Genomic DNA, 13309 nt, shown 5'->3' with positions numbered 1-13309 from the left:
TGGACCGCGAGCTCATCGTGGCCGCACCGTAGTGATCATGACATCGGACAACGTGACGCCGTTTCGCATCGACATTCCGGACAGTGCCCTGGAGGATCTGAAGGACCGACTGCACCGGGTACGCCTTGCCGGCCGGGAAACGGCGCCGGACAGCAGCCAGGGAGTGCAACGGGAGCGACTCGGGGAGCTGCTGGACCACTGGGCCACCGGCTACGACTGGCGCAAGCTCGAGCGGCGGCTCAACGAGCTGGGCCAGTTCCGTACCACCATCGACGGTCTCGGCATCCACTTCACGCACGTGCGCTCGCCACGCCCCGACGCCACTGCCCTGTTGCTGCTGCACGGGTGGCCGGGCTCGTTCCTGGAGTTCCTCAAGACCGTCGGCCCGCTCACCGACCACGGCTTCCACCTCATCATTCCCTCGATGCCCGGCTACGGCTTCTCCGACCAGCCCACCTCCACCGGCTGGGGCCCGGATCGGATCGCCCGCGCGTACGGCGTACTCATGCAGCGCCTCGGCTATGACTCCTATCTGGCCCAGGGCGGCGACTGGGGCGGTGTCATCGCGACCCGCATGGGGGCGCGGCGCCCGCCAGGTCTGCGCGCGATCCACGTCAACTTCCCCGAGTTCCTCGCCGCACCACCGGTCGGCGACGACCTGACCCCCGAGGAGAAGGCCGCACTCGAACAGGGCAGCCGCTTCTTCGCCGTCCACTCCGGATACCACGTCATGCAGCGCACCCGGCCGCAGACCATCGGCTACGCCCTGACCGACTCCCCGGCCGGGCAGGCCGCGTGGATCTACGAGAAGTTCCTCGACTGGGCCCGGCCCGACGCCCTCACCCCCGACGAGATCCTCGACCATGTCTCCCTCTACTGGTTCACCGGTACCGGCGCTTCCTCCGCCCGCCTGTACTGGGAATACGCCCGGCAGCCGCTCGCCCTGACCGAGCTGGACCTTCCCGTGGGTGTCAGCGTCTTCCCGGACGAACTGACGCGTACCCCGCGCATCTGGGCCGAGCGCGCCTACCACGATCTGCGCTACTTCAACGACGACATCCCCGCGGGTGGCCACTTCGCCGCTCTGGAGCAGCCGGAGTTGTTCGTCGAGGAGATCCGCAAGTTCGCGCGGACGGTGGCCGCATGAAGACGGTCGTGCTCACCGACCAGGCCAAGGCCGAGCCCGGCGCCTGGTTCATCCGGGCCGACCTGCGACTCAGCAACGAGAACAGCCGGTCGACCGACCGGCTCTCCGCCGGGCTCGACACGATCGACGTCCTCGTCCTGGGCGCCCGTTTCCAGCGCTCCAGGCGTACGGAGACCGCCTACGGCCAGGAGGCCAACTCCGCGCCCTCCTACCTGGATTCCGGCACCCCGGGCCACCCCGTCGCCGTGAGCGAGGAAGGCGCCATGCCCCTGGGCCTCCGGGTCTCCTCCTCCACCGCGCGGCGACTCCACGACCAGCCGGGAGGTGCCTGCCCGATGAGGTGGGCCCGTTACCGCTCCGCCGACGGCTCCACACGCCGCGGCGTGGTCCACGACAGCAGCGTCCACGCCCTGGGCACGGGCCTGCTGGAGCTGCTGCGCGCCGAGGGCGGGCTGGAGGTTGCCGCGACCGGGGAGCTGACCGAGACCGTCGAGCTGGCTACGGCCGGCCTGCTGGCGCCGATGCCCGTACCCCCGGCGGTCCGGGACTTCGCCGCGTTCGAGCGCCACGTCAGCAACGAGGGTAAGGCAGCCGTCGGCGACGGCACGGTCGGCCCGGTCTGGTACGCGCATCCGCTCTTCCCCGCGCCGGAGCCGTCCTGGCACACCGGATAAGCCAAAGATGATCTTGCACTCCACCGCTTGGGGTCGAGTGCGGCCGCCCTTGTGCCGCCCCTCCCCCGACGTCGATCCTCCGACTGACCTACCAGGAGACAACCCTCGATGCCTCTCACCAGCACCTTTGTTCGTGCCAATATAAACATGCATGCCGTTCGCGAGGTCAGCCTCACCATCAACGCGACCCACCTGTTCATCTACTTCATCCCCGAGGCACCGGAAGAGGCCGCCAGGCTCGGCGTGACCGAGTACGCACCGGCGTACTTCGCGTTCCGGTCGGCCCCGATGGGCGCGGTGCCGTGGCAGGTCACGCTCGCGGCCTTCTACAGCTTCAGCCCGCGGTCGGTGCGGGCCATGGCAGGCGTGTGGGACAGCGCGACGCCGGAGCATTGGCAGGCCGCTCGCTTCGCGGCCGTCGATCGTGCGTTCCGACGCGTCGACGTGCACCTCACCGCCGATCAGATCGCAGAGGCACGATCGCTGATCGACCCGGTCGTCGCGAGTGCCGACTACGCCGGAAAGACGATGGCTGCCGCCAACGTCTCGGTCCCCCTCCCATCCGATCCGCTCGTCGCGCTATGGCAGCAGATCACGGTGGTGCGCGAGTGGCGCGGCGACGCGCATTTCACCGTGCTCGCCGCCAACGACCTCGGGCCGTGCGACTGCAACGTCCTGCAGACCGCGACAGGTCACTTCCCGGAAGCGATCGCACGTGCCACCCGCCTGTGGAACGACGAGGAGGTGGCTGCGGCAACGGCACGCCTCGTCGCACGTGGCTGGCTCAACGCCGACGGCACCACGACCGATGCCGGCATCTCGGCGCGCGAGCGGATCGAGATGGAGACCGACGAGCACTGCGCCGCCCTGTGGACGCCGATCGGCGACGCGAACGTCCGTCGCCTCACCTCTCTCGTCATGCCGATCCACGACGCGTTCACCGCCGCCGGGACATACCCCTTCCGCGTGGAGATGGGAGACACGCAGTCCGCCGATCCGGAGGCCGCCACGTAGTCCGACCGCGGTGGCGGGGACATCCCGCCGGATGTCGGCCAGAACCACTACGACGGTGTGAGCTGCGGCATTGCCGGGCAAAGGGGCCCGCCTCCACCATGGCCCGACCAAGGACGTCAAAGAAAGCAGATCGCTATGGCCGATCACGTGCACGTGCGGCTCAGCCAGGGGCTGAGCGTGTCCGAAGACGGGGGACTGATCGAGCACTCCCGCTGCCGGTGCGGGGCCACCTTCACCAAGGTTTTCGACGCCGATGGCGGAGAGCCGGAACGTCCGACCCGGTCCTGATGCGCACCGAACCCGCAGGCGAGAGGCCGACTGACGCCGGGCCCCACATGGCCCGTTGCCTGCGGACGAAGCGGTTTGAGGAGGGCCCCGCCCCCGGAGACGGCGAGGCCCCGGGCCAGCCGGCCGGGGCCTCGGGACGAAGCTATTGCTGGGTCAGCCGTCCAGTTCCTTGCGGTCACTGCCGCCACTGATCGCGATCTTGCGGGGCTTGGCCTGCTCGGCGACCGGAACGCGCAGCTTCAGCACACCCGCCTCGTAAGAGGCGTCGATCCGCTCAGCGTCGAGAGTGTCGCCCAGGAACAACTGTCGGCTGAACGTCCCCGCAGGCCGCTCGGTGATCACTGTGTCACAGTTGTCGCCGTATGCCTGCTTGCGTTCGGCTTTCACCGTCAGGACGTTGCGCTCGACATCGAGGTCGATGGACTCCGGGTTCACGCCCGGCAGGCCCAGCTCCACGAAGAACGTGTCGCCCTCGCGCCAGGCGTCCATCGGCATGCCAGCCGGACGTACGGTGCGTCACGGCCGAAGCCAGCGCCCGGGGCGAAAGCGGAAACGGAGCCGCGGCGGGGAGGCATCAACCGCCACCAGCGCCCCGCCCCGGCGACCCACGGCTCCACCCAGCCCGTGACGACGGCCGAGCCAGCCGCCAAGACCACCAGTACCAGCCCGTCAGACCCGGCCACAGGGCCGACGCCTCCGTCGGCGCGACGGACTGTTCACTGCACGTGACAAGCCTTGAGCGGGATGCTGTCAATTTCATCTTGGGCGGAAGCTTGTCAATAAGTCTGCGGTGGGCTACACGGATGGGCAGTACTCGTTTTCGTCCGGCCGCACTGCGGACCGTTCGACGTCCCGCGGGGTGTGCAGATTGAAGGGACACCACAGCGGCCGAGGCGGCCTACGACAACGGCGTCCTAGTCGACCTGGCCGGTGCGCCGGGTGCGATGGCGCAGCACGCCGGAACGTTCCTTTTCCCTGATCTCGCCGTGCACGACACCTCGCCGGCGTTCAGCTCGATGGTGATGTCGCCCCGCTTCACGCCGGGCAGGCCGACCTCGAGGAGGTAGGCATCTTCCGCGCCGAGCACGTCGGCGCCGAGCACCCCGAATCGCCGCTTCGGCCAGGTGCCAGGCCCCGGGATGGGAGCAAGATGGACTGTGTCGAGGAGTCCGTCCCATCGTCGAGGGGAGTAGGTGAGGAGATCGATGACGCTCGCGCGAACCGACCCCTTCCGTGGGCTGGACCGGTTCACACCAGCAGGTGCCAGGCACCGCGGCACCGCATGAGGCAGCGAAGCCATGATCGCATCGACGCATCGCGCGGGGCCGGCCTGCCGCGGCCGTGTATCCCGGTCGCCGATCAGGCCAAGCCCCGCAAGATCGCCGCCAGCGGCGGCGCCCCGTACACGTACATCAGCGGCTGATGACCGCGGCAGGAGACGGGCACGGCGGCTTCCGTCCGCCCGCATCGCCTCTGCGCGGCCATCCATCCGGAAGGGAAGACGTCATGCGCATCCGCTGGGACGCGTTCATCGCCGCGATCCAGGAACGCGGCGAATATCCCACACCGCAGGAGGCAGAGCGAGCCTCCCGCGTCGTCTTGGCACTGCTGGGGGCTCATCTGGTGGGTGAGGTACGCGCCGAATTGGCCGACCGGCTGCCCGAATCGCTGGCGCTGATCCTCCTCAGTCCCCTCCAGGCGCACGAACCGCTGTCACCCGAGCGGTTCATCCGGGCGACCGCAGCCTGGATCGAAGGCGCCACCGAGAAGACCGCAACCTGGGACGTCAGCGCGGTACTCAGCGTCGTGGCCGATGTCGCGGGTGATGACCTGATGAACCGCACCCTGTTCCAACTCCCGCCGGGCTACGACCTGCTCTTCGGACGCCCGCAGTCGAGTTGATCACCCACCGTGGGTCTCTGCCGGCACCACAGCAAAGACAATGGCGGGGATGGACGCGAACACCGCCTCGCGCCGCGGCCAACAGGGCCCCGGCGCGAGTCCTGGATCGCGAGCACGTGTAGTACCAAGTCAGGCGCCCCCGCTTTGCTGCCGATGGCCTCACCAGGAGCGCCCGCGATCAGGTCCTCGCGGCCGTCGCGGTTGACGTCGCCGGCGGCCATGGCGGTCACGCCGGCGTTGTCCGTGTTCCGGAAGGTTCGTCGAGCCGCCTACGGCGATGACCATGCCCGCGCCGGTACCGCGCTCGGTGACGTCCTCGCCGGGGACACCGGCGAGCAGTTCCGCGATGCCGTCGCCGTTGAGGTCCACCAGGGCCACGGATGCGCCGAAGCGGTCGCCCGCCTCCGGGGTGCCGGGAACCTCGGCAGTGGCCTGGGTGACACGGATGCTTCGGTAGGCACCGACGGCTCTCCGTCCCGCGCGGGCGCGAACGGCTGCGAGGCCGGTGTCCGGGTCGTGAGGGCGTCCGGTTCAGCGCGCCGTCGCGCGGGGGCCGTCCACGAGCGAGAGGCTGCGGGCACGCGCATGGCGTTCGAGGAGGTCATGGGCCGCGCCCTGCGGTACCTGATCGCCGCGTAGCCGCTCGACGGCGGGGCGGGCCGACCCGCACCGCCGCCCGGACAGCACCGGCGGGTCGGCGGCCAGGGTGCGGGTCGGCGGCCGGTCGGCTCAGCCGGTGGCCGGATCCGCGGGCCGGGTCGGACCGCCGGGTGCGAGGTCCGTCCACGTGCGCTCGATGTGGTCCAGGCACACGTCCCGGGGTGCGGCCGGGTGCGCCTCGTGCCATCCGTCGGGCACCGGGGCGAAGGTGGGCCACAGGGCGTGCTGGTTCTGGTCGTTGACCACGACGAGGAAGGTGCCGTCCGGGTCGTCGAAGGGGTTCACGTCGTCCTGCCGATCTCTGCGGGGTCGGGGCGGAGAAGCCGGTCCGGCGGCCGTGGGGCTTGGCCTGTACGGCTCAGCGTGGCGGGGTCGTCTCCGGCGCGCCGGTGTCGGCGCAGGTGGCGGCGGGGCTCCTGTCCTTGGCGAGGAAGATGGTCTGCGCCATCATCCGGTAGCCCGACATCCCCTCCCGCAGGGTCTCGATGGACTCCTCCGGGTGCACCGAGTCGATCACCGCGTTCGGACCGACCGCGTTGAACTGGTGTGAGACTCCACGTGGTATCTGCATGTCCACCCAGGAGTTGGGCGGCACGATCACGTTGTGCCGCTCGCGGCGCACCCCGTCGGGGGTGCCGGGCAGGTCGTCGGCGAAGCAGGACAGCGGTGCGAAGCGTCCCGTCGGGGGGCGGACGGTGATCGGCGACAGGCTGGACACGCGGATCGTGGTGTCCGGGCCGGTCATCATCCGCACGAACCGCAGCCCGGTGTGCAGGTGCATGCGCGAACAGATGTCGCGTGCGGCGGTGTCGTAGAAGTCCATGAGGTAGCGGTCGGCGAAGAAGCCCGGGAAGGGCGGCTCCAGCATGAAGACGTCGCCCTCCTCGAAGACCTGCGCCCGCTTCGGCTCGCCCGCCGGTGTGGGTCGCTCCCCCTCCTCCCGATGGGCCGCCCGGACCAGGCCGGACAGAGCGTCGACGACGGTCAGGGCGGTCTCCGGGGGCAGTTGCACCACCGGGGTGAGCCGGTTGCGGTCGGGGTCCAGGTGACCTCGGACGTCGAGGATCTCGTCCTCGTGGTCGGGCGACCGCTTCATCCGGCCGATGGTCTCGGTGGGCTGCGTCATCCTGTCGCTCCCCTGTGCTCGTTCGGTCCGGAACCGGGGTGACGTGCCCAGAGCACGCCGCCCGTGTCGTGTCGCCCGGCGCGGAGCACCGAGCAGCCGGTCACGGCTGTCCCGCCGTCCCGCTGCCGGGACAGCCACTCCCAGCGGTCCGTTCCCGCACTGCCGGGGACGTCGAGGAAGGACAGCAGCGGGCCCAGCGGCCGGGCGGGACCGCCCGGCGCGGGTCCGTGCGGGAGGAGGACCAGTGCGCCGCCGTCGAGGCGGGTCTCGACGCCCCACGGCACCGGCCCCTCCTCGACGCCGTGCCGGGCGGCCAGCTCCGCGGCCAGTTCCCCGTGCACCGAGAGCGGCCACGCGGCGAGTAGCGTCGCGCGCCACCGCGCCTTGGCGCGGGCGAGTTCCGCGTCGTCGGGGGCGTGCCAGTGCTCGCGCAGGAAGTCGTAGGCGGCCAGCACGGTGTCCTCCCCGATCCCGGCGTGCCGGGCGGCGGTGTGTTCGGCGAGGGACCGCAGGGCCGGGTCGTTGCTCCCGGAGTCCAGGAGGTGGCGTGCGGTGGCCGCGGCGTGGCGCAGCAGTCGGTCGTACCGTGCGGGCGCCAGGCGGCGGGCGGCCAGCGGCCGGCTCATCGCCCGGCGTTGCGGCTTTCCGGTGGCGGTCGCCCGGTACCCGCCGAACTGGACGACCGCGGGCCGCAGCGGCGATCGTTCGTAGAGGGTGCGGACCTCGGGCACCGGCTGTTCCGTCGCGACCAGGGCGACGTCGTCGCCGAGCGTGGGCTCGTCCACCGCGACCGCCGCGAACCGGCCGGTGAGGCCCGCCCGGCGCCAGCCGTGCTCGATGTCGAGGGGATGGTGCTTCTCCCCGCCGCGGTTGATGCGCTCGCCCGCGCGGCCCCGCAGGACGAGGAGTCCGTCCCGGAGCTCGCCCAGGTCGCCGGTGCGCAGCCAGCCATCGTCGGTGATGGTGGCGGCGGTGTTGCGCGGGTCCTGCCAGTAGCCGGTCATCAGGTCAGGTGTTCTGATCCAGACCTCGCCGGATTCCAGGTGGAGTTCGGTGCCGGGCAGCGGTACCCCCACCGGGGGCGTCCGTTCCAGGTAGTGGGTGCGGAAGTCGGTGTCGCAGAGCAGCGGCATGGTGAAGCTGAAGTTGACCGCCTCCGTCAGACCGTAGCCCTGACGCAGCCTCGGGCCGTAGCGGGAGTGGAAGCGGCGGGCCAGGTCGGCGGTGAGCGGGGCCGCGGCGGTGATCAGGTAATCCAGCCCGTCGGGCCACGCGGGAGCGGCCTCGACCAGGTCCGCGAGGAGAGCCGGGACGATGGAGGCCGTCCTGGCGCCGGAGGCGTCCAGCGCGGCGAAGTAGCCGGCCGGGTCGAAGGCGGGGTGCAGGATGAGCGGCGTGCCGGTGAGGTGGGTGCCGAGCAGTGACATGACCAGTGCGTTGCAGTGGTACAGCGGCAGGCAGGTGCCGTGCGGGCGGTCCGGTGTGATGCCGTGCAGGACCGCTGTGCGGTGTGCGTTGCCGATGACCGCCCGGCGGCTGAGCACGACCCCTTTCTGCGGACCGGTGGAGCCGGAGGTGAACATGATGAGCGCAGGGGCTTCGGGCGTCGGGTGCGCGTCGGGCAGTTGGGTGCGCCGGACTCCGTGGACGTCCACGACGGCCGCGGCGGCGACCCGGGCGGCGCCGGCGGCGAGGGCCGCGTCCCCGGCCCGCGGGTGCAGCGGGACGGCGACGAGTCCCCGGTCGAAGCAGCCGAGCAGGATGTCCGCCAGGCGGTGGCCGCTTGGGAGCCTGATCACCACCCGCGCCCCTGCGGGCAGTTCGTCGAGTGCGGCGCTGTCCGCCTCGTACGTGGCGTCCTCGGTGGCGGTCAACGGGCCCTCCCGAGGGCTTCGGTGAGCTGGACGCCGACGGCGTCCACGTGCTGGGGCTGCATCACTTGGTGGTGCCGTGCGTCGACGTGACCGACGGTCAGCTCGCCGCCGGCGTACGGCCGCCACAGTTCGTGCGTGGGTGCCGCGCGCCGAGGCTCGCCGGCGGCCTCGATGTAGGTGGTGGCGCCCGCGTAGCGTGGGGGACGGTAGGCGCGCAGCAGAGCGTCGTTGTGCCGGGAGACGGCGATGACGCGGGCGATGTCGTCCTCGGTGAGGCGGGCGAAGAGGCTGCCCTCACGGCGCAGCAGTGCCGACACGGTGGTGAAGTCGAGGGTCTCCGGAGCGATGCGGCCGTCGTCCAACCCGGCTGCCGTCAGCAGCACCCGGTGCACGCGGTGCTCGTCGATGGGCTCGGCGGGCTCGGCCCCGGTGGCGGCGACGGCGTCGACCAGGAACAGCGTCCCTTCGGGCTCGCCGAGTTCCCGCAGCCGGACGGCCATGGCGTGCGCCACCAGTCCGCCGAAGGACCAGCCGACCAGGTGGTACGGGCCGTTAGGTCGGACCGTGCGCAGCAGCCGCAGGTAGCGCTCGGCCATCTCCTCGATCGTGCCGGGCAGGTCCGCCACTCCCCCGGTGCCCTCGGCCTGGATGCCGTGGACCGGGTGGTGCCGGCCGACGTGCCGCAGCAGGCCGGCGTAAGTCCAGCTCATCCCGCTCAGCGGGTGGACACAGAACACCGGAGCGGCCGCTCCGGCGGCCCGGAAGGGCACGAGGTGTGCGGAGGCGGACGCGGTCGGCGGCCCGCCGAGCAATCGGCTCAGGGCGGCCGGGGTGGGGGCCTCGAAGACGTTTTGGAGGGCGGGTGCGAGGCCGAGGACGGCGCGTACCCGCTCGGTCAGCCGGGCGGCGAGCAGCGAGTGGCCGCCCAGTTCGAAGAAGTTGTCCTCGGGGCCGACCCGCGGTACGTCGAGCACCTCGGCGAACTGGCGGCACATCAGGTCCTCACGGAGGTCGCGCGGCGGCTCGGCGCCGGTGGCGGCCGCCCAGTCGGGCTCGGGCAGCCGGTCGCGCAGCAGCTTTCCGTTGACGCCGAGGGGGAGCCGGTCCAGGGCGAGCAGCCGGGCGGGCACCATGTAGTCCGGCAGGTGCCGGGTCAGGTGCGCCCCGATCGCGTTCAGATCAGCGCCTCGTGGGGTGACGTAGCCGACGAGCCGACGGTCGTCGGCGCCGCGGTCGTGCACGGCGACTGCGGCGGCCGTGACCTGCGGGTGCCCGTCCAGCACGGCTTCGACCTCGCCGAGTTCGACGCGGTGACCGCGGATCTTCACCTGGTCGTCGGTCCGGCCGTGGAAGCGGAGCACCCCGTCGCGGCTCCACGACGCGAGGTCGCCGGTGCGGTACATCCGCCGGCCGGCCGGTCCGAAGGGGTCCGGCAGGAAGCGGGCGGCCGTCAGTCCGGGGCGGCCGAGGTAGCCGGTCGCCAGGCCCGCGCCGGCCAGGTACAGCTCGCCTCTCGTGCCCGGGGGGACGGGGCGCAGCCGGTCGTCGAGGACGTAAGCGCGGGTGTTGCGCAGCGGCCGGCCGAGCGGCACCGTGCCGTCGGTCCGCGCGCCGACCGGGTGGGTGGCGGACCAGACGGTGGTCTCGGTCGGGCCGTAGCAGGCGAGCAGCGACGCGGTGGCGGCGGCCAGCTCCCCGGCGAGTTCCGCGGGGACCGCCTCGCCGCCGACGACGGCGCGTACGTGGCGCAGTTGCCGCGGTCGTCGTGCCACGAGCGTCCGCCAGAGCGACGGGGTCGCCTGCACCACGGTGACGCGGTGCCGGTCGAGCAGCGCGCACAGCTGGTCGGGATCGCGCAGCGCGTCCTGGTCGGCGAGGACCATGGCGCCGCCGGTGATCAGCGGCAGGTACAGCTCGGGCTTGCACATGTCGAAGCCGACGGGCGCGGAGGCCAGCATCCGGTCGTCGGGGCCGACCGCGAGCTGCTCGCGCAGGGCGAACAGCAGGTTCACCAGCGCGGCCCGTGGCACGACGACGCCCTTGGGCCGCCCGGTGGAGCCCGAGGTGTAGGTGACGTACGCGGTGTCCGGTGGCACCGGCAGCGGCTCGGCCGCCCCGGTCGTGACAACGGGTTCGGCCGCGGGTCCGGTGGCGTCGCACACCACGAGGAGGGGTCGGGCGTCGGCCAGGAGCGCTGTTACGCGCTCGGCCGGCAAGGTGGGGTCGACGGGCAGGTAGGCGGCGCCGGTCGCCTGGACGGCGAGGAGGGTGGCGGGCAGGTCGGGGCCTCGGCGCAGCACCACGGCGACCAGGGCGCCTGGGCCCGCGCCGTGCGCGCGGAGTTCCCCGGCGAGGTGTTCCGCCCGCTGGGACAGGTCCCGGTGGCTGAGCACGGTCTCGCCGTGCAGGACAGCGGGTGCCTCCGGGGTGCGGTGTGCCTGGGCCGCGGCGAGCGCCGCCACGGTGGTGTCGGGCGTCGCGCGGTCGGTGCCGCACCCCTGTCCGGTCAGCCGCTCGTGCTCGCCGTCGACGAGCACCGGCAAGTCGGCGACGGGGAGTTGAGGATCGGCCACGGCCGCGCGGAGCAGCCTCTCCAGGCGGGCGATCATCAGGCGCGCGGACGCGGGGGCGAACAGTTCGGTGTCGTATTCCAGAAGACCCTCGATCCCGGCCTCACCGCCGTGGTCCGTGTAGTGCTGCCGCATGCTCCACAGCAGGTCCATCCGGGAGGCGCCGCCGTGCACGGCGACCGGTTCCGTCCGCAGGCCCGGCAGGTCGAACTCGGCCGCCGGGGTGTCCTGGAACGCCAGCATCACCTGGAAGAGGGGGTGGGCGGCGAGGGAGCGCGACGGGTTGACGGCCTCGACCACGCGCTCGAAGGGGACCTCCTGGTGCGCGAAGGCGTCGAGATCGGTGGCGCGTACCCGCTGGAGGAGTTCGGCGAACGTCGGCGCGCCGCTCAGGTCGGTGCGCAGCACCACGGTGTTGACGAAGCAGCCCACGGTGTCGTGCAGCGCGGCGTCGTGCCGTCCCGCGACGGGTGTGCCGACGGGGATGTCCTCGCCCGCCCCGAGCCGGTGCAGCAGTGCGGCGACCGCGGTGTGCACCACCATGAACAGGCTGGTCCGGGTGGTCGCGGCGAGCCGGTTCAGGCGGGCGTGGAGCGCGGCGTCGAGGGTGAAGGGGACGGTCTCCCCGCGGTGTGCGGAGACCGGCGGCCGGGGACGGTCCAGCGGCAGCCGCAGCACCTCCGGGACGCCGTGCAGGATCCGCGCCCAGTGGTCGACGCCGGTGTCCCGGTCGCGGTCGAGCAGGCTGAGCGTGTGGTCCGCGTAACTCACGGGTGTGCTCGTCCACTGCGGGGCGTCGCCCGCGGCACGGGCCCGGTAGGCGGTGGACAGGTCACGGGCCAGCGGACCGAGCGACCAGCCGTCGGCGGCGATGTGGTGCAGCAGGAGCAGGAGTACGTGGTGCTCGGGTGCGGTCTCGTGGAGCACGGCGCGGACCGGGAGTTCTGTCTCCAGGTCGAAGACGTGCGCGGACGCGGTGGCGAGCAGTCCGGGCAGTTCCGCCTCCGAGGTGACCACCGTCTGAAACGGCAGGGCGTCGGCGTCGCGGATCCGCTGGTACGGCTCGCCGTGGTGTTCCACCACGGTGGTGCGCAGGCTCTCGTGCCTGTCCAGCAGGTCGCCGAGGGCCGCCCGCAGGGGTTCCGCACGCAGCGGCCCGGTGAACCGGACGGCGAAGGACATGTTGTACACGGAGTTGGGGCCGGCGAACCGGTCGAAGAACCACAGCCGCCGCTGCGCGGGCGAGAGCGGTACGCGCTCCGGTCGCGGGGCGGCGGCCACCCGGGCGGGAGCCACGGCAGCGCCCTGCGGGACGTGGCGTGCCAGGTCGGCGACGACCGGGGCGTCGAACAGGGTACGGATGCTCAGCTCGCGGCCGGTCTCCGCGCGCAGCCGGTTGATCAGACGGGTGGCGAGCAGCGAGTGCCCGCCGAGGTCGAAGAAGTTGTCCTCGGCGCCGACCTCGGCCAGTCCCAGGGTTTCGGCGAACAGGTCGCACAGCAGCCGTTCTCGCGGGTTCTCCGGGCCGCGGCTCACCGGCAGCGCGGTCTCCGGACGCGGCAGGGCGGCGCGGTCCAGCTTGCCGTTCCCGGTCAGCGGGATCTCGTCTACGGGGACGACGAAGGCGGGCACCATATGCGCGGGCAGCACCGTGCGGGCGTAGGCACGCAGTTCCGCGGCCGACGGCGTCTCGGCCGGGCCGGTCCCGGCCGGTCGCGTGGCCGGGACGGCGTAGCAGAGCAGGCGGCCGCCGTCGTCGCCGGTCTCGGCGATCACCACGGCCCGGTCCACGGCCGGGTGCTGTTCGAGGACGCGCTCGATCTCGCCGGGCTCGATCCGGTAACCGCGGACCTTCACCTGCTGGTCGATCCGTCCGAGGTACTCCAGCGTGCCGTCCGGCCGCTGCCGCGCGAGGTCCCCGGAGCGGTACATCCGAGTGCCGGGCGCGCCGAATGGATCGGGGACGAACCGGCTCGCGGTGAGCGCCGGCCGGTCCAGATAGCCGCGGGTCACGCCGGGGCCGGACACGTGGATCTCGCCGGGGCAGCCCGGCG

The 13309-nt window shown here is 72.2% G+C and carries 11 protein-coding genes and 1 pseudogene; 5 read left to right on the top strand and 7 right to left on the bottom strand.

The genetic code is table 11. The features are described 5' to 3' along the window. The first annotated feature begins 37 nt into the window (after positions 1-37). From BLV72_RS01340 to BLV72_RS47655, 4 genes are all read left to right on the top strand, one after another. Positions 38-1147 (top strand): epoxide hydrolase family protein, encoded by a 1110-nt coding sequence (locus BLV72_RS01340; RefSeq protein ID WP_093460014.1) that lies wholly within the window; start codon positions 38-40, stop codon positions 1145-1147. Next, entirely contained in the window at positions 1144-1821 is a 678-nt protein-coding gene (locus BLV72_RS48590; RefSeq protein ID WP_208905453.1) for an Rv2993c-like domain-containing protein, read from the top strand. The genes BLV72_RS01340 and BLV72_RS48590 overlap by 4 nt, the downstream gene beginning before the upstream one ends. 147 nt (positions 1822-1968) lie before the next feature. Further along, a complete protein-coding gene (locus BLV72_RS01330) occupies positions 1969-2835 on the top strand; it encodes an SCO6745 family protein (protein ID WP_425288344.1) in 867 nt (288 codons plus the stop codon). 135 nt (positions 2836-2970) lie between these two features. Then, positions 2971-3123, top strand: coding sequence for a hypothetical protein (locus BLV72_RS47655; protein WP_167746237.1), 153 nt, complete (start codon positions 2971-2973; stop codon positions 3121-3123). Between the two features lie 153 nt (positions 3124-3276). On the opposite strand, the pseudogene BLV72_RS01325 reads toward BLV72_RS47655, so the two are convergent. Next, positions 3277-3630: pseudogene (locus BLV72_RS01325) on the bottom strand (Hsp20/alpha crystallin family protein); the annotation flags it as partial. 999 nt (positions 3631-4629) lie between these two features. Between BLV72_RS01325 and BLV72_RS01315 the strand changes: the two are divergent. Then, positions 4630-5025, top strand: coding sequence for a DUF2267 domain-containing protein (locus BLV72_RS01315; RefSeq protein ID WP_093459688.1), 396 nt, complete (start codon positions 4630-4632; stop codon positions 5023-5025). On the opposite strand, the gene BLV72_RS51760 is transcribed toward BLV72_RS01315, so the two are convergent. The 6 genes from BLV72_RS51760 to BLV72_RS51385 form a co-directional block, all read right to left on the bottom strand. Then, positions 4989-5246, bottom strand: a complete 258-nt coding sequence (locus BLV72_RS51760) for an FG-GAP repeat protein (protein WP_093459686.1) — start codon at positions 5244-5246, stop codon at positions 4989-4991. The two genes, BLV72_RS01315 and BLV72_RS51760, sit on opposite strands and share 37 nt — an antisense overlap. Then, positions 5185-5394: an FG-GAP repeat protein gene (locus BLV72_RS49250; protein ID WP_244320591.1), complete on the bottom strand. Its 210-nt coding sequence runs from the start codon at positions 5392-5394 to the stop codon at positions 5185-5187. Before BLV72_RS49250 ends, BLV72_RS51760 begins: the two co-directional genes overlap by 62 nt. A gap of 360 nt (positions 5395-5754) precedes the next feature. Beyond that, complete coding sequence (locus tag BLV72_RS01300; RefSeq protein ID WP_086883781.1) at positions 5755-5970, bottom strand: MbtH family protein; 216 nt, start codon at positions 5968-5970, stop codon at positions 5755-5757. A gap of 73 nt (positions 5971-6043) precedes the next feature. Then, positions 6044-6811: a hypothetical protein gene (locus tag BLV72_RS01295; protein ID WP_244320543.1), complete on the bottom strand. Its 768-nt coding sequence runs from the start codon at positions 6809-6811 to the stop codon at positions 6044-6046. After that, positions 6808-8685, bottom strand: coding sequence for a class I adenylate-forming enzyme family protein (locus BLV72_RS01290; protein WP_093459685.1), 1878 nt, complete (start codon positions 8683-8685; stop codon positions 6808-6810). The genes BLV72_RS01295 and BLV72_RS01290 overlap by 4 nt, the downstream gene beginning before the upstream one ends. Beyond that, on the bottom strand, positions 8682-13283 hold the full coding sequence (locus BLV72_RS51385) for an amino acid adenylation domain-containing protein (RefSeq protein WP_342030633.1): 4602 nt from the start codon (positions 13281-13283) through the stop codon (positions 8682-8684). Before BLV72_RS51385 ends, BLV72_RS01290 begins: the two co-directional genes overlap by 4 nt. Positions 13284-13309 lie beyond the last annotated feature (26 nt).

Source organism: Streptomyces melanosporofaciens (assembly GCF_900105695.1).
Classification (GTDB): Bacteria; Actinomycetota; Actinomycetes; order Streptomycetales; family Streptomycetaceae; genus Streptomyces; species Streptomyces antimycoticus.
The sequence above is the reverse complement of the archived record's forward strand: the minus strand, read 5'-3'. Positions and strand labels throughout refer to the sequence as shown.